The 17,728-nt window shown below is 73.1% G+C and carries 12 protein-coding genes; 6 read left to right on the plus strand and 6 right to left on the minus strand.

What is annotated here, in order from left to right; all coding sequences use genetic code 11:
- The 5 genes from ABZ193_RS09340 to ABZ193_RS09360 all read left to right on the plus strand — a co-directional run.
- Positions 1 to 3,881, plus strand: a 3,881-nt coding sequence (locus ABZ193_RS09340) for an RHS repeat-associated core domain-containing protein (protein WP_354709511.1), incomplete at its 5' end; no start/stop codon positions are given.
- The gene (locus ABZ193_RS09345; protein ID WP_354709513.1) at positions 3,878 to 4,180 is read left to right on the plus strand and encodes an RNA-binding protein; all 303 of its coding nucleotides are present in this window, start codon (positions 3,878 to 3,880) and stop codon (positions 4,178 to 4,180) included. The genes ABZ193_RS09340 and ABZ193_RS09345, both read left to right, overlap by 4 nt.
- Positions 4,167 to 4,664 (plus strand): hypothetical protein, encoded by a 498-nt coding sequence (locus ABZ193_RS09350; RefSeq protein WP_354709514.1) that lies wholly within the window; start codon positions 4,167 to 4,169, stop codon positions 4,662 to 4,664. Before ABZ193_RS09345 ends, ABZ193_RS09350 begins: the two co-directional genes overlap by 14 nt.
- 114 nt (positions 4,665 to 4,778) lie before the next feature.
- Positions 4,779 to 5,855: a sensor histidine kinase gene (locus ABZ193_RS09355; protein ID WP_354709564.1), complete on the plus strand. Its 1,077-nt coding sequence runs from the start codon at positions 4,779 to 4,781 to the stop codon at positions 5,853 to 5,855.
- A complete protein-coding gene (locus ABZ193_RS09360) occupies positions 5,852 to 6,520 on the plus strand; it encodes a response regulator transcription factor (RefSeq protein ID WP_020416332.1) in 669 nt (222 codons plus the stop codon). The genes ABZ193_RS09355 and ABZ193_RS09360 overlap by 4 nt, the downstream gene beginning before the upstream one ends.
- A 148-nt stretch (positions 6,521 to 6,668) precedes the next feature.
- On the opposite strand, the gene ABZ193_RS09365 is transcribed toward ABZ193_RS09360, so the two are convergent.
- From ABZ193_RS09365 to ABZ193_RS09385, 5 genes are read right to left on the minus strand one after another with little or no spacing between them, the layout of a single operon-like run.
- The gene (locus ABZ193_RS09365; protein WP_354709516.1) at positions 6,669 to 8,474 is read right to left on the minus strand and encodes a glycosyltransferase; all 1,806 of its coding nucleotides are present in this window, start codon (positions 8,472 to 8,474) and stop codon (positions 6,669 to 6,671) included.
- Positions 8,471 to 8,959, minus strand: coding sequence for a hypothetical protein (locus tag ABZ193_RS09370; RefSeq protein WP_020416335.1), 489 nt, complete (start codon positions 8,957 to 8,959; stop codon positions 8,471 to 8,473). Before ABZ193_RS09370 ends, ABZ193_RS09365 begins: the two co-directional genes overlap by 4 nt.
- Positions 8,956 to 10,839, minus strand: a complete 1,884-nt coding sequence (locus ABZ193_RS09375; RefSeq protein WP_354709517.1) for a glycosyltransferase family 4 protein — start codon at positions 10,837 to 10,839, stop codon at positions 8,956 to 8,958. Before ABZ193_RS09375 ends, ABZ193_RS09370 begins: the two co-directional genes overlap by 4 nt.
- Entirely contained in the window at positions 10,836 to 12,899 is a 2,064-nt protein-coding gene (locus ABZ193_RS09380) for a class I SAM-dependent methyltransferase (RefSeq protein WP_354709518.1), read from the minus strand. The genes ABZ193_RS09375 and ABZ193_RS09380 overlap by 4 nt, the downstream gene beginning before the upstream one ends.
- A gap of 2 nt (positions 12,900 to 12,901) precedes the next feature.
- Positions 12,902 to 14,095 (minus strand): hypothetical protein, encoded by a 1,194-nt coding sequence (locus ABZ193_RS09385; RefSeq protein ID WP_354709519.1) that lies wholly within the window; start codon positions 14,093 to 14,095, stop codon positions 12,902 to 12,904.
- A 155-nt stretch (positions 14,096 to 14,250) separates the two neighbouring features.
- Between ABZ193_RS09385 and ABZ193_RS09390 the strand changes: the two genes are divergently transcribed.
- The gene (locus ABZ193_RS09390) at positions 14,251 to 15,885 is read left to right on the plus strand and encodes a hypothetical protein (RefSeq protein WP_354709520.1); all 1,635 of its coding nucleotides are present in this window, start codon (positions 14,251 to 14,253) and stop codon (positions 15,883 to 15,885) included.
- On the opposite strand, the gene ABZ193_RS09395 is transcribed toward ABZ193_RS09390, so the two are convergent.
- Positions 15,882 to 17,660 carry a hypothetical protein gene (locus ABZ193_RS09395; protein WP_354709521.1) on the minus strand — a complete coding sequence of 593 codons (1,779 nt, stop codon included), beginning with the start codon at positions 17,658 to 17,660 and terminating at the stop codon, positions 15,882 to 15,884. The genes ABZ193_RS09390 and ABZ193_RS09395 overlap by 4 nt on opposite strands.
- Between the last annotated feature and the right edge of the window lie 68 nt (positions 17,661 to 17,728).

The raw sequence follows: 17,728 nt of genomic DNA on the forward strand, positions 1-17,728 counted from the left end.
TGGTGGGCAAGCTGATCACGTGGGCGCTGGAGGCGGCGTGCACGTTGGGTTTCGCGACGCCGTTGATCGCCGCGCAGGCCACGGCGGCGATCTCGAGTGCGGTCACCCGCATCGCGGACTTCATCCGGAAGCTGGTCAAGACGATCGGGAACGTGTCGCCGCGGATCAGCCGGGTGATCGGCAAGCTGGACGAGATCATTCAGCAGTTGAGCAAGCTGGGCCGCAAGCTGGGTGGTGAGGGCACGACCCCGTCGGCCGTGCACGGCGGCGGCGGGAAGGTCGACACGCCGGACCTGAACAGCCCGGACACCCCCAACAGCCCCGACACCCCCGACGGCGTGGACGGCACCCCGGGCACGCCAGGTGCCAGCCGCCCCGGCGACGGTTCCGGGAGCCCGCTCCGGCGGGACGCCGAAGATCCCGACCTCCGTTCCCAGGAACCGGTCGGGCGGTGCGGCCGCCGCGAGCCGATCGACATGGCGACCGGCGAGATGTACCTGGTGCAGAAGGACGTCCAGCTCCCCGGCCTGCTCCCGCTGGTGCTGCAGCGCGTCCACGTGTCGTCCTACCGCTCCGGCCGCCTCTTCGGCCCGTCCTGGGCGTCCACATTGGACCAGCGATTGGAGCTGGACGAGCGCGGTGTGTGCTACGCCGGTCCCGACGGGGTGATCCTCGTGTATCCGCACCCGCCCGCGGAGGGCGAGGTCTTCGCGGAGGCCGGCGCCCGATGGCCGTTGGCGCGTGCGGCCGATGGCGGGTACACGATCCGCCAGCCGCAGAGCGGCCGCGTGCTGCGGTTCGCGCCCGCTCGGGGCGGTACCGCGGAACTCACCGCGATCGAGGAACGCACCGACCGGATCGACTTCGACCGTGACCCCTCCGGGATGCCCGTCGCGGTCCGGCACTCCGGTGGGTATCGGGTCGACGTCCGGACCTCCGATGGGCGCGTCACGGAACTCAGCCTGCACGATCCGCCGTCCGGCGGGATTTCCCTGGTGCGGTACGGCTACGACGGTGGCAACCTCGTAGAGGTCGTCAACTCGTCCGGCCGTCCGCTGCGCTTCGCCTACGACCAGGCCGGCCGGATCACCCGCTGGGACGACCGCAACGGGGAGTGGTACGCCTACACCTACGACCACCGCGGTCGCTGCGTCCGCACGGAGGGCTCGGGTGACGCGCTCGCCGGCACGCTCGAGTACGACCTCGAGAACCGGGTGACGACCGAGACCAACTCGCTGGGCCACGTCCGGCGGTACCACTTCAACGAGTTCAACCAGCTGGTGCGGGAGATCGACCCGCTGGGCCACGAGACGCGGTTCGACTGGGACCGTTACCACCGGCTGCTCGCGCACACCGACCAGCTGGGCCGCACCACCCGCTACCGGTACGACGACCGGGGCAGCCTCAGCGAGGTGACGCGCCCGGACGGTACGCGGGCGCTGGTCGAGTACAACGCACAGGGCCTGCCCGCGACCGCGGTCGACCCCGACGGGTCGGTGTGGCGGTACGAGTACGACGATGCGGGCAACCGCACGCTCGTCGTGGATCCGACGGGCGCGGTGACCCGGTACGGCTACAACGAGTCGGGGCACCTTGCGACGATCACCGACCACTTCGGCAACGTGGTCCGCCGTGAGACCGACTCCGCAGGCCTGCTCACCGCCCTGACGGACCCCGACGGCGGCGTCACGCGTTACCGGCGGGACCAGTTCGGCCGGGTGATCCTCGTCCAGGACCCGGTCGGCGGGGAGACGCACCTCCGCTGGACGGTCGAGGGCAAGCTGTTGTCCCGCACGTTGCCGGACGGCACAACCGAGCACTGGAGGTACGACGGCGAGGGCAACGAGGTCGAGCGGGTCGACGCGAACGGCAACGTGACACGCGTCGAGATGACGCACTTCGACTTCTTCGCCTCGCAGACGGGCCCGGACGGTGCCCGGTTCGACTTCGTCTACGACAGTGAGATGAAGCTCCGCGCGGTTCGCGACCCGCTCGGCGACGAATGGCGGTACGAGTACGACGCGGCCGGCCGCCTGATCGCCGAGACGGACTTCACCGGTCGCGCCATCTCCTACGAGCGCGACGCGGCGGGGCAGTTGGTGTCCCGGACCAACGGTGCGGGCGAGACCACGGTCTTCGTGCGCGACGCCCTCGGCAACGTCGTCGAGCGCAGGTCCCGTGACGGTGTCGCGACGTTCGAATACGATCCGGCGGGGCGGCTTGTCCGCGCTCGCAACGCGGATGCCGACGTTCGTTTCGAACGGGACGCGGCGGGCCGGGTGCTCGCCGAGACGATCAACGGCCATGCCACCGTTTTCGCCTACGACGCTCTGGGCCGCCGCACGTACCGTCGCACACCCTCGGGCACGGAGAGCTTCTGGGACTACGGCTCGAGCCACCGGCCCGCTTCACTGCGTACCGGCGGGCGGACGTTCACCTTCGGGTTCGATGCCGCGGGCCGGGAGATCGAGCGGTTGCTCGACAGTGGAACGGCGCTGGCGCAGACGTGGACGCCCACGCACCGGCTGGGTTCGCAGACCGTGGCCGGCGTCGCCGACCGGGCGAACGGAACCATGCGGCACCTCTACGAACGCCGCTACCACTACCGGCCCGATGGTGTCGTGAACGCCATCGAGGACGACATCGCCGGAGTCCGGCGCTATGAGCTCGACGCGAACGGCCGGGTGGAACAGGTCGGCAGTCCGGACGGCTACGAGCGGTACTCCTACGATCCGGCGGGCAACATCCGGACCGCGGAGTGGCCGGACACCGACACGGACGGCCAGGGACGGCGCGACTACCAGGGCGCGCTCGTGGTTTCGGCGGGTCGCGTGCGGTACGGCTACGACCGTCAGGGCCGGATCACGTTGCGGCAGAAGAAGCGGCTGTCGGCGAAACCCGACACGTGGCACTACACCTGGAACTCCGAGGACCGGCTGACCTCGGTGGTCACGCCGGACGGCACGCGGTGGCGCTACCTCTACGACGCGCTCGGACGCCGCATCGCGAAGCTGCGCCTCGCCGCGGACGGGGTCACGGTCGCGGAACGCACGGACTTCTTCTGGGACGGGTCCGTGCTCGTCGAGCAGATCAGCAGTGATGCCACGGCGATCTCCTGGGAGCACGAGCCGAGCGGACGGCGTCCCCTGGCTCAGGTCGAGCGCGTGTTCCGCGGGGACGGTTCGCAGCAGTGGTTCGACCGCGCCTTCTACGCGATCGTCACCGATCTGGCCGGAACGCCGACCGAACTCGTCGACGGGTCCGGCGCCGTCGTGTGGCAGGGGCGCCGGACGCTGTGGGGCAAGGCACTGGCGCGCCTGGAGAACCGGGCCGGGACACCGCTGAGGTTCGCCGGTCAGTACTTCGACCCCGAAACCGGTCTGCACTACAACTTCCAGCGTTACTACGATCCGGAGTCGGGGCGCTTCGCGAGCAACGATCCACTCGGGCTCGAGGGCGGGTTCAACCCGCAGGCCTACGTCCCCAACCCGGTCGGCTGGATCGACCCGCTGGGGCTCACGGCCGCGGACGGATGCGGCCCGGACACGCCCGACGGCGAAGACGAGTACGTGCCGCTCTACAAGGCGCCGCAGCGCGGCCTCGGGCAGCAGCAGTACGAGCACGGCTACCGCGCGGACGATTACGGGGGGACGGGACCGTGGGAGGCGGGAGCGTTCTTCGCGCGTGATCGCGAGCTCGCGGACACCTACGCGGGCCACTACGGTGAGGGGGTCATCGAGATCCAGGTCCCGGCTTCGGAGTACGCGGATCGGTTCGCCCGGTTCGAACAGCCGTACCAGGGCGGGCCGCTGACCGAAGTCGAGATTCCCGCGTCTCGTGTGGAAGAACTCAACCAGTACCCGAGAAAGTGGCATCGATGATGAACGACGCGGAATGGGCGGCCGCGAAGGAACACTTCCCGATCGGCTCGGTGGTGGAGGCCGTGGTCGCGGAGCACCTGCCGTTCGGCATGATCGTGACCCTGCCCGGGGAGGTGCCCGCGTTGATCGACGCCATCAGCTACCGGCCCGGCGGCGAAGACGTGTTCGACCATTCGAAGTGGCCTGCGGTCGGCGAACCGGTCCACGGCACGGTCGCCGACCACCGGGACCGCAACAGGCAGATCCAGGTCCGGGTGGGGCCGCCCGTGTGGGAGAAGACCGGGAGTGACCGTTCCTGACGAGCTGCGGCGCCTGCCACCCGAGGAGCAGCGCGCCCGCTTGCGCGCGACCGAAGGCGGCGGCAAGTGGCTCGGTCTCATCCAGACCGCGACCCTCTACGCCACCACCCCCGGCGAAAGCCGTGAGTCGTGGGCTCGTCTCGCGGTGGCGGCGCTCGAGGTCGCCCGGGAGACGGGCGCCCTCGCGGATCGGGAAGTCCGGCCGCGGGAAGCCAACCTCGCCCGCAACCTCGACGACCCGGTCGCCGCCGGGCTGCGGCCCGACGACGTGGCGGCCGCGTGCCTGGCCCTGGCCGGGATGACCCCGGCCGAGGCGGCGGCGGTGGAGTGGTCCCTGCGCGCCGAGGACGTCGGCAAGATGCGCACGCTGCGCCGGGTCCGCAACGTCGTCGTGCCCGCGGTCGAGCTGAGCGACCGGGTGGCGAGCGAGGAGCTGCGCCGGGAGCTGGACGAGTGGCGCGCGGTGCTGCCGCGCCTGCCCTGACCTCGCGCGTACCGCCCGAGTCGTAATCCAAGAGCCGCTCTTCGACGGACGCGCGGGGCGGCCGTCTGCCGTAGCTTCGGGGGCGTGCGTGACCCCCGCCGGTGGCCGGCTCTCGTGGACGTGGTGCTCACCCTCGTCCCGCTGGGGTTCGTCCTCGTGACGACCACCGTGGCCGGCCGGGCGCAGCAGGATCCGCTCGACCTGTCCGGCTACCTGTGGCTCACCGCGGCCGCGTTGCCGTTGTTCGCCGTGCGGCGGGTGCCGTTGCCGGTCTTCGTCGGCACCGCCGCGCTGACCTGGGCCTACTACAGCACGGACCACCCGGGCGGGCCCGCGGTCGTGGTGCCGACCATCGCGCTGTTCGTGCTCACCCGCGCCCGCGGGCCGCTCGTCGCGGGCATCGCCGGGTCGGCCGTCATCCTGGCCGGGCTGGTCGTCTACTTCGCCCGCGGCGGCGAACTCGTGCTCGACGCCCGCGCCGGGTTGTTCGTCGTCTGGCTGGTCGCCGTCCTCGGCATCGGCACCGCCGTCCGCAACCGCGTCGCGGCCAGGCTCGCCGCCGAGCAGGAGGCCGCCGAACGGCAGTCCCGCCTCGCCGAGCAGGAGCGGCTCCGCATCGCTCGCGAGGTGCACGACGTCGTCGCCCACAGCCTCGCCATGATCAACGTCCAGGCCGGTGTCGCGGTGCACGTCGCGGACCGGCGGCCGGACCAGGCCGTCGCCGCGTTGCAGGCGATCAAGGAGGCCAGCGCGACCGCGCTCGCCGACCTGCGCGCCACCGTCGCCGTGCTGCGCTCCGGCCAGGGCCTCGGGCCCGCGCCCAGCCTGAAACAGCTCGGCGAACTGCTCGACCACACCCGCGCGACCGGCCTGACCGTCCGCGTCCACGGCTCGCCCGGCGACCTGCCCGCCCCGGTCGACGGCGCGGCCTACCGCATCCTGCAGGAGTCGCTCACCAACGTCGTCCGGCACGCCAACCAGCCCCGCACCGTCGACATCCGCTTCGCCCGCCGCGACGGACAGTTCCGGCTCGTGGTGCGGGACGACGGCCGCGGTGCGGAAACCCCCACCGTCGGCAACGGCCTGCGGGGCATGCAGGAACGCGCCGCCGCGCTCGGCGGCAAAGCCGAGGCCCACGTGGTCGACGGCGGTTTCGAGGTCCGCGCGGAACTACCCCTGGAGGAGACATGATCCGGGTCGTGCTCGCCGACGACCAGGCGCTGGTGCGCGCCGGGTTCCGCGTGCTGCTGGAGACCGAGGACGGGTTCGAGGTCTGCGGCGAGGCCGCGGACGGCGCGCAAGCGCTTGCCCTGGCGCGGGAACACCGGCCGGACGTGGTCGTCATGGACATCCGCATGCCCGGCGTCGACGGCCTCACCGCCACCCGCGAGATCACCGGCGACCCGGACCTGGCCGAGGTGAAGGTCCTGGTCCTGACCACCTTCGACGTCGACGAGTACGTGTTCCAGGCCCTGCGCTCGGGCGCCAGCGGGTTCCTGCTGAAGGACACCGACCCGGTCGAGCTGCTCCGCGCGCTGCGCGTGGTCGCCTCCGGCGAGGCCCTGCTCGCGCCGACCGTCACCCGGCGGCTGATCAGCGAGTTCGTCGGCCGCCCGGAGAACCGGCGCATCGACACGGCCGCGGTGCAGCGGATCACCGACCGCGAACGCGAGGTGCTGGCACTGGTCGCGGGCGGTCTGTCCAACGACGAGATCGCCGCCCAGCTGGTGATCTCCACGGCCACCGCGCGCACGCACGTCAGCCGCATCATGACGAAACTCGGCGCGCGGGACCGCGCCCAGCTCGTCGTGCTCGCCTACGAGTCCGGCTTGGTCACGCCGCGCGGCTCACGGTGACGCAGCACGGCCACCAGCCGCACCAGGAACACCACGGCGATCAGGCCGACGAGGCCGATCTGGATCCACATCCGCGCCTCCTTCCCGTGCCCGATGCTCTGCTCGGTAGGCGCGCGGGAGTGGGAGGAGGTTGCGTGACACGCCGAAGTCACCCGTTGGAGGTGACCGGCTCACCTGCGAGGATGCGCGTCAGCGACCAGACGCGGTGCGGATCGAGGTCCACCGGGCGGGGCGCCGGATCGGGCCGCAACCGGCTCAGCAGGACCTGCTGGACCAGCGCGGTCGGCACACCGCGGGTGGCCAGCCGCCGCCAGAAGACGTGGTCCTCCAGGCCGTCGGCCAGCGGGTCCTCGGTCCAGCCGCCGAACGACTCGGCCAGTTCGCGGCGCACCAGGTACCCGCTGCCGAGGTAGGGCAGCTCCGCCAGCCGCCGCTCCTCCGGGGGCAGCGCGGCGACCAGTCCTTCGACCGGGTCGGCGACCGGGCAGTGCACGACGTCGACGTCGGCGGAGGCGGCGACCAGCCGTTCCAGCAGCCGGCGCGAGGCCCGCAGCCCGCCGTCGAGCACCAGCAGCCACGGCGCGGACGAGCGCTCCAGCAGCCGGTTGCGCGTGTACCCGCGGCCCAACGGCAGCTCGTGCCGCAGCAGGTCGGCGGGCCGGGGGCGGGGCCGCGGCGCGACACCGTCCTCGCCGACGAGGATCCGGCGCGGCAGCACGGTGCCGGCGAGCAGGTCGCGCACCAGCGGGTCCGGATCCGGCTCGCCGGGGCGGCGGACCAGCAGCACGTCCACCTCCGCCCGGTCGGCGTCCGGGAACACCGTGGGCACCGCCGAGGGCAGCCACTCCACGCCGGACGTGCGGCGCGCGTCCACGGTCTGCTGGCCCATGCGCGTGGCGAGCGGTGGGTTCTCGGCCGGCGCCCCCAGCGACCGGGTGCCGGCGAACCGCACGTCCCAGGAGGGGGTGTCGATAGCCAGCGGCCGCGGCTCCTCGACGGCTGTGGTCTCGGCGAGCGGGGCGCTCGCGGGCACCCCGGGCGAGGCGGTCAGCACCCGTTCCGCCAGCTCGACCAGCGTTTTCGCCGAGGCCAGCGGGTCCAGCGCGGTGCGCACGAACTCGTACCCCGCCAGCCGCAGGTCGCGTTCCCGCTGCGGGTCCGCGGCCAGCGCCGCGGCCGCCGCGCCGAGCGACTCCGGCCGCGTCACGACCAGGTGCGTGCCGGACACCAGCGGCGCGAGGTCAGTGGACGGCTCGGTCAGCACCACGCAGCCGTTGCACAGCGCCTCCAGCACCCGCACCCACTCCAGCGCCCGCGACCGCTCGCGGTGCAGGTTGAGCAGGAACCGCGAGTTCGCCAGGTGCGCGAACTTCGCCTCGCCGGGCAGGAAGTCGACCCGCCGCGGGCCCATCGGCTCGTGCGGCGGGGTGAGCAGCCGGACCCGCAGGTCGGCGAGGTCGCCGGCGTAGGACGCGAGCAGCTTGGACCGGCGCCGTTCCGCGGTGCCGAGGTAGGTCACGTCGATCTCGCGGGCGCTGTCCGGGTCGCCGCCCCACGCGTCCCACAGCGGCGAGTACCCCAGCTGGAAGTGCTCGACCGGGATGCCGCGGCGGCGCAGTTCGGCGGTCGAGTCGTGGTTGATGTCCACCGCGCCTGCCAGCCCCGGCAGCAGGGCCGCGCTGCGCTCGAAGGTCGCCGTGCCCGGGTGCTCGACGCAGAAGGCGATGGTGCGGCGCCGCTGCTCCTCGGTCGGCTGGTCTGCCTCCGGGGTCACGACGAAGTACTCGTGCGGCACCACGACATAGACCGTGTCGGCGTCCGCGTCGGGGTAGCGGCCGGTCGCCGTGGTCGCGTGGAACCCGGCTCGCCGCACCGAATCGGCGACCACCTCCAGCAGCTCCGCCATGAACCCGGAGCCGCCGGTCGCGGACACGAAGCAGAGCTGCGCGGTCATGAAGTCCGCCGCCGCACGGCCCGCAGCGGCGCGGTGACCCGCCAGCTCACCGTCGCCCGCGTCGCGTCCAGTTCCCGCGCCAGCTCGGCGGCCCGCTGCTCGGCGGCGAGCGTTCCGCTCTCGGTGAGCGGCGCCTCGGCAGGCGCCGCGCCGGACAGCTGCAGCTCGGCGTCCAGCAGCCGCAGCCGCAGCCGGTCGCGTTCGCCGCGGGTCTCGGCCAGCTCGGCGCGCAGCGAGTCGCGTTCGGCGCGGGCGACCAGGACGTCCCGCGCCAGCGCGTCGGCCTGCTCGGCGCGTTCGGCGACGCCGGCCAGCTTCTCCACCTGCTTCACCAGCTGGTCGCGGTGCTTGGTCAGCTCGCGGATCTGCAGTTCCGACTCGCGCAGCTCGGTGCGCAACCGCTCGCGCTCCTCGGTGAACGCGACCCGCTCGGCCCGCAACCGGGTCAGCTCGGCGCGCACAGCACCCGGCAGCTCGTCGGTCATCCCCGCTCCTTCACCAGCTCGGTGAGCACGTCGGCGTACTCGGCGGCGTAACCCGCCGGGTCCAGCCAGCCGTGCAGCTTTTCGTAGGCGTTCGCGGCGATCGCGCGCCGCCGGTCCGCCGGGGTGTCCAGGGCACGCAGCAACGCGACGGTGAGCGCGTCCGCGTCGTTGGGCTCGAACAGCCAGCCGCTGTGCCCGTCGGCGATCATCTCCCGCGCGCCGAACACGTCGCTGGCCACGACCGGCAGGCCGCAGCACACGGCCTCCAGGATCGAGCGCGGCAGCGACTCCACGTCGGAGCTGTTCACGAACAGGTCCGCCGCCTCGAACCACGGCGCCGGGTCGCGCTGGATCGGCACCAGGTCGACCCAGTCCCGCAGCCCGGTCCGCTCGGTGAACTCGGCCAGCGTCAGCCCGTACGGCGACGGGTGGTGGCCGACGATGCTCAGCCGGATCCCCGGGTGCGCCCGCCGGACCCGGTCCATGGCGCTGATCAGCAGGCCCTGTCCCTTGCGCGGCTCCAGCACGCCGACGTTGAGCAGCTGCGTGGTGTCCTCGGGGATGCCGAGTTTCCGCCGCGCCGCGCGACGGTCGCGTTCGGACACCTGGCCGCCGTAGGTGACCATCGGCGTGCCGTAGCGGATCGTGCGGCAGCGCGCCGGGGACGAGAACGGCAGGAACATCTCGCGCGTGGCGTCGGCGACGAACAGCAGCCGGTCGGCCTCGCGCAGCGTGCTCACCCAGCGCTCGCGCACCGGCGGCAGCAGGCCGGCCGGACCCCAGTTCTGGTACGAGAAGTCGTTGAGGTCGAAGCTCTCGTGCAGCACCCACGCGGTCGGCAGCCCGGCCCGGATCGCCGCGTCCGCGCCGGGGAACGCGCCGAGCGTGTTGACCAGCGCGACCGAGGCGTCGGTGCCGCGCGCGAACTGGGCGAGCTCGGCGATGTGCCCTTCGTAGGAGGCGACGTCGTGCACCCGGTACGGCGAGGTGAGGTGCACGTCGATGCCGTGCGCTTCGCAGTCCGCGCGCAGTTCGCCGTCGAGCTGGGTGACGACCGTGATGCGCCAGCCGTGCCGGGTCGCGAGCCGGTCCAGCAGTTCCTGCAACCACAACTGCCCGCCGCCGACCGCGAGGCTGTGCGTGAACACCAGCACGTGCCGCGGATCCGTGCCGCCACGCGGTCGCGCCAGCGCCTTCCGCGTGCGGTCGGCGAGCCGGGCGGCCAGCGCGACATCGGCGTCCTCGGGCGCCGGGTTGGACAGCACCACCTCGCGCGCCTCGGAGGTCCACTCGCCGGACAGCTCGCCGCGGACGCGGACCCGCACCGACAACGCGCGGTCCTCCCCGGCGGGCAGGTCGACCGGCACCCGCGCCTCGAACCCGCTGACCCCGGCGTCCGGGAAGTCCGGCAGGTGGTCGGCCACGTCCGGCCGCGGCAGGCGGGTGCGGGCGCGGACCGGTTCACCGCCGTCCACCAGGACCTCGACCAGCGACGGCGCACGCGAATCGAGCAGCACCCAGCCACGCACGAACACGACATCGCCCTGCGGGTTGTCGCCGTGCTTCGGGGTGTCGATCTCGTACAGCCGCAGCGGTTCCTCGTCGCCGAAGCGACCGACCTCGACCACGGCGCCGGTCAGCGCGTCGCCGTTCGCGGCGCGGACGACGACCTCGTGCCTGCCGGTCGGCACCGGGTCTTTCGTGCGGATCAGCAGACCGGTCGTGCCCGGCGGTTCGGTGCCCGTGTCGTGGCGCCGCACCTCCGCCTCGGACCCTCCGATGTGGACAGTCACGGTCTCGCCCGCGGTGACCCACCCGCGCAGCTCGAACAGGTGCCCCACCGGCCGTCCCGGCCGCACCAACCCGGCCGTTGCGTTCATCGTCCCGCCTTCAACGTCTCTTCGGCGTCCTTGACCAGGATCAGCACGTCCTGGTGGCCGTCCCAGCCCGCCTCGACGTACCCGGCAAGGCGCAGCCGCGGGGTGAGGACGTGCCCGGTCACCCACTCCGGCGTGCTCAGCGAGATGCCGTACCCGGGCTGGCCGGGGTAGTCGGCGTAGCCGAACCCGTGGTCACGGTAGTCCGCCAGCACCCGGGCGTGGTCCGCGGCCGTCAGGCCGTATTCGCCGCCGTTGGCCATCCGCCACGCGACACGGCGGCCGTGCGTGGTGACCACCGCGACCCCGCCCGGCGCGAGCGCGCGCTCGAAGTAGCCCAGCAGCGCGTCCCACGCCGCGATGTCCAGGTGGGTCAGCACCGAACCGGACCAGATCAGGTCGATGTCGCTGACCTGCGGGATCTCCTCGATGCGCACCGACGCGGGCAGCCCGATCGCGCCGAAGAACCGCACGCAGTGCTCCACGCCGTCCAGTTCGATGTCGGAGGCGACGAGTTCGGCGTCCGGGAAGGCGGCCCGGAACGTGCGCAGCACCCGGCCGTAGCCGCAGCCGAAGTCGAGCACCCGCCGCGGCGCGGGACGGCCGGCGGCCTGCAGCCCGTGCAGGCACGCCCGCAACGCCTGGCCGGCCACCGCGAAGTAGTGCTCGGTGCTGCCGCGGAACATCGAGTCGCCGGAGGCGATGATCCGGTCGACGCGGGCCATGGTGCGGGCGACCTGCGCGTCCAACTCGGTCGGGGCCGGCGTGTGCCGCGTGGTCTCCTCGGCGAGACGACGGCGCCAGGCCAGGCGCATCGCGTCCCGCTCGTGGTCCAGACCGGGACCGGAGGTGACGCCGCAGCGCCGGATGGCCTGGAACTCCGCCTCCCGCTCGGCGGCCGCGTCGACGAACGCCGTCGGGCGGTCGAGCAGGACGCCGAGCCAGGCGGCCAGGTCCCGCACCGTCGTGCCGGGCGCGGCGCCCGCCCAGCCGGCGCGGGCGAGTTCGTCCGCGAGCAGCAGCAGGCCCCGGTCGATCACCTCGCCGGCGGTCGTCCCGGCGCGCTCCCACTCCAGGTCTATCGCCCGCGGCGGGTCGCTGACCAGCACGTTCGACGGGATCAGGTCCCACGACGGGTTCGCCCGCACCAGGTCCGCCCACGCGGTCAGCAGCTCCGCGACCCGCCACGGCTGTTCCGTCAGCACCTCGGGCAGCGTCGGGGCGTCGACCACGACGTCCGTCCACTCGCGCACCGCGACCGGCCCCGGTTCCTGCGGCAGCAGGGGAGTGCGGCGGATCTCGTCGCCGACCACGTCCGCGCGGGTGCACCAGCGGGCCGCGCGGTCGGTGTTGAAGTAGGTGGCGAGCAGGTCGTCCGGCCACAGCCGGGCGGCGGGTTCGCCTGCCGAGGCGAGGAACAGCAGGCCGTCCACGGTGTCCAGGCCGAGACCGCCCTCGACCATCTCGGCCCATCGCTCGTCACGGCCGGCCAGCTCCACCGCCAGCCGCGGGTGCCGGTCGAGCAGTTCGGCGGTGATCACGGCCCGGGTGATCCGGTGACCGGGGAGGCAGCCGAGGACCTTGTGGACGGTCAGCCCGGCCGCGGCCAGTCGCCGCTCCCAGTGGCGGCGGGACTGCCCGCCCGGCCTGCCCACGCCAAGCCGGTTCGGCACCGCCAGGCACAGCACCCCGCCGGGCTTCAACCGGTCCGCGTGCTCGACGTCGGACGCGACGAGAAGGTCGTACCGCTCGCCGGGGACCTCGTCCAGCACGCGCACGCCGGGCAGATCGGCGGTGCGGGCCCGGACGGCCTCCGCGTGATCCGGCTCGACGGCGTCGACCCGCGCCACCCGCTCGCCGAGGTACCGCGTCACCGCGCCGTGGCCCGCGCCCACTTCGAGCACGTGCGCGTCCGGCGGCAACCGGAGCGCCCGCAACGCGTTGGCCCGGCCGTGGTCGAGCTGGTCCCGCTCGCCGGGCGCCAGCGCCGCGAAGTGCAGCTCGTCGGACAGCGCGGTGTGGTCGGCGGCGTTGCGGATGATCTCGGCGACCAGGTCGCTCACGATCAGCCCACCGGATAGGGCAGCAACATCGAGCGGACGGTCCGCTGGTAGGCGCCCGACAACGCGGCCTCGTCGGCCAGGTCGCCCTGCGTCACGTTGACGCGGATCAGGTTCTCGCCCGACACCCAGGTGGCCCGGTACACGATCGGCGAGGCGACGAGCTTGTGGAACACCACCTGCGGCGGGATGTTCGGCAGCTGGTCGCTGATCAGCACCAGGCCGTTGCGCACGTAGTACTGGCGCAGCTGGCCGGCGAGCGCGGTCGCGGTGGCGGAGCTGTCCAGCGGGATGACCGTCACCGAGATCTTCTCGTTGCCGGGACCGCTGGCGTCCGGCTGGCGCTGCGAACCGCGCCACGCGACCTCCTGCACCGAGCGGCTGCTCAGCAGCGCGGCCTCGCCCTCGTCCATGATCCCCAGGTCGACCAGCCGGTTGACCGGCAGCAGCCCGCTCTGGCCGTCCGCGGTGCCCTCGGTCGGCGGGATCTTGTCCAGCAGCGCCTGGTTGGGCGAGTTGCTGGCGGCGCTCGAGGTGGGCGGCGCCTGCGTGGTCGTGGTGCCGGCCTGGGTGTCGTCACCGCCGGAGGTGGTCAGGAAGATCGTCAGGCCCGCGGCGACCAGCACCACGACGACCGCGACGGAGATCCAGACGGCCTTGCCCTTGCCCTTGGCCGGCTTGTCGTCGAAGGCCTCCGGACCCTGCGCGACCGGGCTGATCGGCGGGAAGTCGGAGCCGCCCCACGGCGGGCTCGCGTCGGACTCCGGCGCGTTCCACGGCTGCTGCACCGGCTGCGGGCCGGACTGGGGGAACCCGGCGGGCGGGGAGGCCGGGAAGCCCGCGGGCGGCGACTGCGGCGCGGGCGGGTTGGCGACGTACTGGGTGCGCTCCGGGTCCACCGGCGGCCTGGCCTGCCAGTTCGGCGAGACGGCCTGCGTCGGCTCCGCGGAGAAGTTCTGCGGCTGCTGCTGGGGCGGCTGCGGCGTGCCCTGCGGCGGGCTGATCGGCGCGATCACCTGCGTCGAATCCGCGGAGTTGTCCTGCTGCTGCGGCGCCGGCTGCTGTGGCTGGGACGCGCTGTCGCTGTAGGACACCGCGGACGAGAGCACCTGGTCCCGGCGGACGCGGTAGTCGTCCGCGGAGAGACGTCCCGAGGCAAGCTCTTCGTCCAGCTTGCGCAACTCCTCCTGCCAGGACACCCGGTAGCCCCCTAATCTGCTCTGGACGAGGCGGAACGCGTCCGCCGGATAGCGCTACGGTGACGACGCACATTGTGCACGCCTACCCTGCTCATCGCCGGTGAGGGTCATTTCGTGACCTTGTTCTGGTTAGGGTGTGACGAGGAGGGGGCGAAATGGCGGCACGCTGGCCCGCCGTGGCCGCGGTCGCCGGGGGAACCGCGCTCATCGGCCTGCACGGCTGGTCCTACGGCAACTGGATCAACGACGACGCGGCGATCACCTTCGCCTACGCGCGCGACCTGGTCGACGGCGCGGGGCCGGTGCTCCAGCCCGGCGCGGAACCCGTCGAGGGGTTCTCGAACCCGGCCTGGCTCGTCCTGCTGGTGCTCGGGAAGGTGCTGCGCCTCTTCGACACTGGCGCGATCTTCGGCGTGCCCGACTACGTCCTGTTCCCGAAAGCGCTCGGGTTGCTGTGCTGCGCCGGTGTTCTCGCCGCGTGCCACTTCGCGGTGAGCCGTGTCACGCGGTGGGCGTGGCTGGTGACGTTGTTCGCGGGCGGGTTGCTGGCCGCGATCCCGTCGTTCGTGATCTGGTCGCTGTCCGGTTTGGAGAACCCGCTGTACGCCCTGGCGGTGGCGTGGCTGGCGGCGCTGTTGTTCCGCGCGGTGGCGGACGGACGGGTGGCTGCCGTGCGGGTCGGTCTCGCCGCCGGTCTGCTGGCGGTGGTGGCGGCGCTGACCAGGCCGGACGGGGTGATCTTCCTGGTCGCGTACCCGGTGGTGGCGCTGGTGTTCGCGTGGCGGTGGCGGACGCTGCTCCCGGCGGGGGTGTCGGTGCTGGCGTTCGCGGTGCCGTACGGCGCGTACCTGTTGTGGCGGCACGCGGAGTTCGGCCGGTGGGTGCCGAACACGGCGGTGGCGAAGAACCAGCAGCCGCCGTCGTGGTCGAACGCCGGGCGGGTGGTGGAGCCGGTGGAGTACCTCGGCTGGCCGGTGGCGCTGGCCGGGCTGGTGACCGTGGGGTTGGCGTTCTGGCTGGTCCCGGCGTTGCGGCGGCCGTTGGTGGCATGGCTGGTGCCGCTGGTGCTCGCGCTGGCGGCGTACTGCGTGCTCAACCCGGAGCCGGGCGGCGAGTTCCGGTTCGCGACTCCCTTGTGGACGATGGCGGCCCTGGTCGCGGCGCTGGCGGTGGTCGAGGTGATGCGGGCGCTGTCGGTGCGGTGGCGGGCGGCGCTGGCGGTCGTGCTGGTGGCCGCGGCGGTGCCGAGCGCGCCCGCGCTGGCCGACTCGGGGCGCGGGTTCGCGAGCGGCCCGGTGGTGCCGCTGTGCCAGATCGCGGAGCGGTACGGGCGGTTGTTCAACGGGTACGCGGACACGATCGGCTTGCGGCAGGGGTCGGTGCTGCTGCCGGACGTCGGCGGGACGGCGTTGACCAGCCGGTTGCGGGTGGTGGACTCGGTGGGGCTGGCGGACGCGCGCATCGCGGACCTGGTGTCCACGGGGGACTTCCAGGGGTTGCGGGACTACGTGTTCGACGAGGTCAAGCCCACGTTCATCCACACGCACGTGCCGTGGACCGACCTGACGGGGCTGACGTCGGACGGGCGCCTGGCGGTCGAGTACGCGGCGGTGGTGCTGGACCGGACGGGCAAGAACGGCGACTGGGTGCGACTGGACGCGCTCGACGGCGATGACCTGGTGAACCTGCGGGCGTACGCGCGGGTCACCGTGCCGCGCGTGGAGGCCTCGCGCGCGGCGGCGGTGACCGGGCGGTGTGGTGACGTGCTGCGGCCCGGCCAGGTGCCCTAGTTCGGCGGGAGGGCCGTGGCCAGGGAGGTCTTGGTCTGGGCGAGGCGTTCGGCCAGCGAGTTCGGGTCGCCGCCGAGGCCCTGGGACACCCAGATCGCGACGGCGTAGCTGCCGGAGGTGTACCACGTGCCGCTCATCTGGCCTGCCGAGTTGCTGCCGGTGACGGCCTTCGCGTTGGTCGACCCGGACGGGACGGTCTGCAGGCCTGCGGTGAGGGAGTGCTCGTAGAGGCCGCGGGTGATCGAGGCCGCGGCGGCGGGCGAGCTGGCGGGGACGACCAGGACGAGGTAACCCTGCGGGCCCTGGGAGGAGCCGCGGAAGATGACCTGGTTCGCGCCGTTGTCCTTGAAGAGCTGGCCTTCCTCGCGGGAGTACAGCTTGAGGTCGATGCCCTGCTCGACGGTCAGGGTGCCGTTGTTGGTGCTCGGGGTGCCCGGCAGGGTCGGCAACCGCGCCTCGACCGCCTCCGGCGAGCTGACGGCGGAGGTGGTCGGCTGGGCAGTCGTGGTGGTGTTGTCGCCGCGCAGGAACCACACACCGGCCGCGACCATCGCGAGCACGACAACGACACCGAGGGTGATGAACAACCAGGTCGGCTTGCGCTTCGGCGGCGCCTGCAACACGGGAGCCGCGTCGAAGGGAAGCTGCTGACCGGGCCCGTGCAGCGGCGGCGGCGGGGACATGCTGGGCAACGGCCGGGCAGGCGGAGGCACCGGATTCGTGACGACCGTCGGAGCGTCCTCGATGGAGGGGAAGCGCATCGAATCGGTGGCCCGCTCGTCGGCCGGGCTGGGGGCGCTCGTGGGCTTCTTGGTGGCGAGCAGCTGCGCGGAGATGCTCTGGGTGGGCCCTTCCTCCGTGGCGAGCGCACTGCCCACCTCGGGAGCCTGCTCACCCTGCGGTTGGCTCTGGGATTGGCCGGCCTGCGGCTGATTCTGCTGGTGGCCCTGCGGGTGGTCGGCCTGCTGGCCCTGCGGCTGGCTCTGGCCGCCTTGCGGCTGCCCAGCCTGCGGCTGCCCGCCCGGCTGCCCAGCCTGAGACTGGCCGCTGTGCGGCTGCCCCTGCGCGACCTGCGCGTGCCCGGCTTCAGCCTGCGGCTGGCCGGCCTGCGGCTGCTCCTGCTCCGTCTGGCTGCCCCCACCCTGGGGCTGGCCTTGCCCGGGCTGCGGTTGGGCGCCCGGCTCAACCTGGCCGCCCTGACCCTGCCCGACCTGACCCGCCTCGACCTGAGCCGGACCAGCCTGCGGCTGCCCCGCCGGAGCTTGCCCCGTCGCGCCGGTCTGAACCTGCCCGTACCCGTCCTGCGGCTGCCCGACTCCAGCAGGCGCCTGCCCCACCTGAGGCTGAATCCCCACCTGCTGCCCCGGCGCACCCGGAGCCTGCGGCTGCCCCGGCACCCCGGCGGGCCCCTGCGGCACCCCACCCACCGGCTGCTGCCCGTACTCGCCCGGGGGCACCTGCCCCTGCGGCCACCCCTGCGGCGCGAAACCCTGCGGCACCCCGCCCTGCGGCGCGCCCTCCTGAGGCCACCCCTGCGGCGCCTGCGGCCACGGCGCCTGCCCCGGCTGCGGAGCGAACCCCGCACCGGCCGGATTCGCACTCTGCCACTGAGGCGCCCCGTCAACCCGCCCCCGCGGCGAGGCGACAGACGCCGGCGCCACGTTGCCCGACGCGGCGGCGAGCAGCTCGTCCCGCATCTTGCGGTGCTGGTGCTGGGTGATGGTCCCGTTGGCGAGCTCGGCGTCCAAACGGCGCAGCTCGTCCTGCCAACTCATCCCGGGGCTCCTCGGTCAACTTGCGCACGGTGGACGTCACCGAGAAGATAGCGCGATCACCGGTTCGA

The sequence above is a fragment of the Amycolatopsis sp. NPDC006125 genome, assembly GCF_040614195.1.
In the GTDB taxonomy this organism is placed as follows: domain Bacteria; phylum Actinomycetota; class Actinomycetes; order Mycobacteriales; family Pseudonocardiaceae; genus Amycolatopsis_E; species Amycolatopsis_E tucumanensis.

Bases quoted from the DNA above. Each gene is read 5' to 3' on its own strand.
- ABZ193_RS09345 (WP_354709513.1), top strand. From the start codon at position 3,878: ATGATGAACGACGCGGAATGGGCGGCCGCGAAGGAACACTTCCCGATC.
- ABZ193_RS09360 (WP_020416332.1), top strand. From the start codon at position 5,852: ATGATCCGGGTCGTGCTCGCCGACGACCAGGCGCTGGTGCGCGCCGGG.
- ABZ193_RS09365 (WP_354709516.1), bottom strand. From the start codon at position 8,474: ATGACCGCGCAGCTCTGCTTCGTGTCCGCGACCGGCGGCTCCGGGTTC.
- ABZ193_RS09370 (WP_020416335.1), bottom strand. From the start codon at position 8,959: ATGACCGACGAGCTGCCGGGTGCTGTGCGCGCCGAGCTGACCCGGTTG.
- ABZ193_RS09375 (WP_354709517.1), bottom strand. From the start codon at position 10,839: ATGAACGCAACGGCCGGGTTGGTGCGGCCGGGACGGCCGGTGGGGCAC.
- ABZ193_RS09390 (WP_354709520.1), top strand. From the start codon at position 14,251: ATGGCGGCACGCTGGCCCGCCGTGGCCGCGGTCGCCGGGGGAACCGCG.
- ABZ193_RS09395 (WP_354709521.1), bottom strand. From the start codon at position 17,660: ATGAGTTGGCAGGACGAGCTGCGCCGTTTGGACGCCGAGCTCGCCAAC.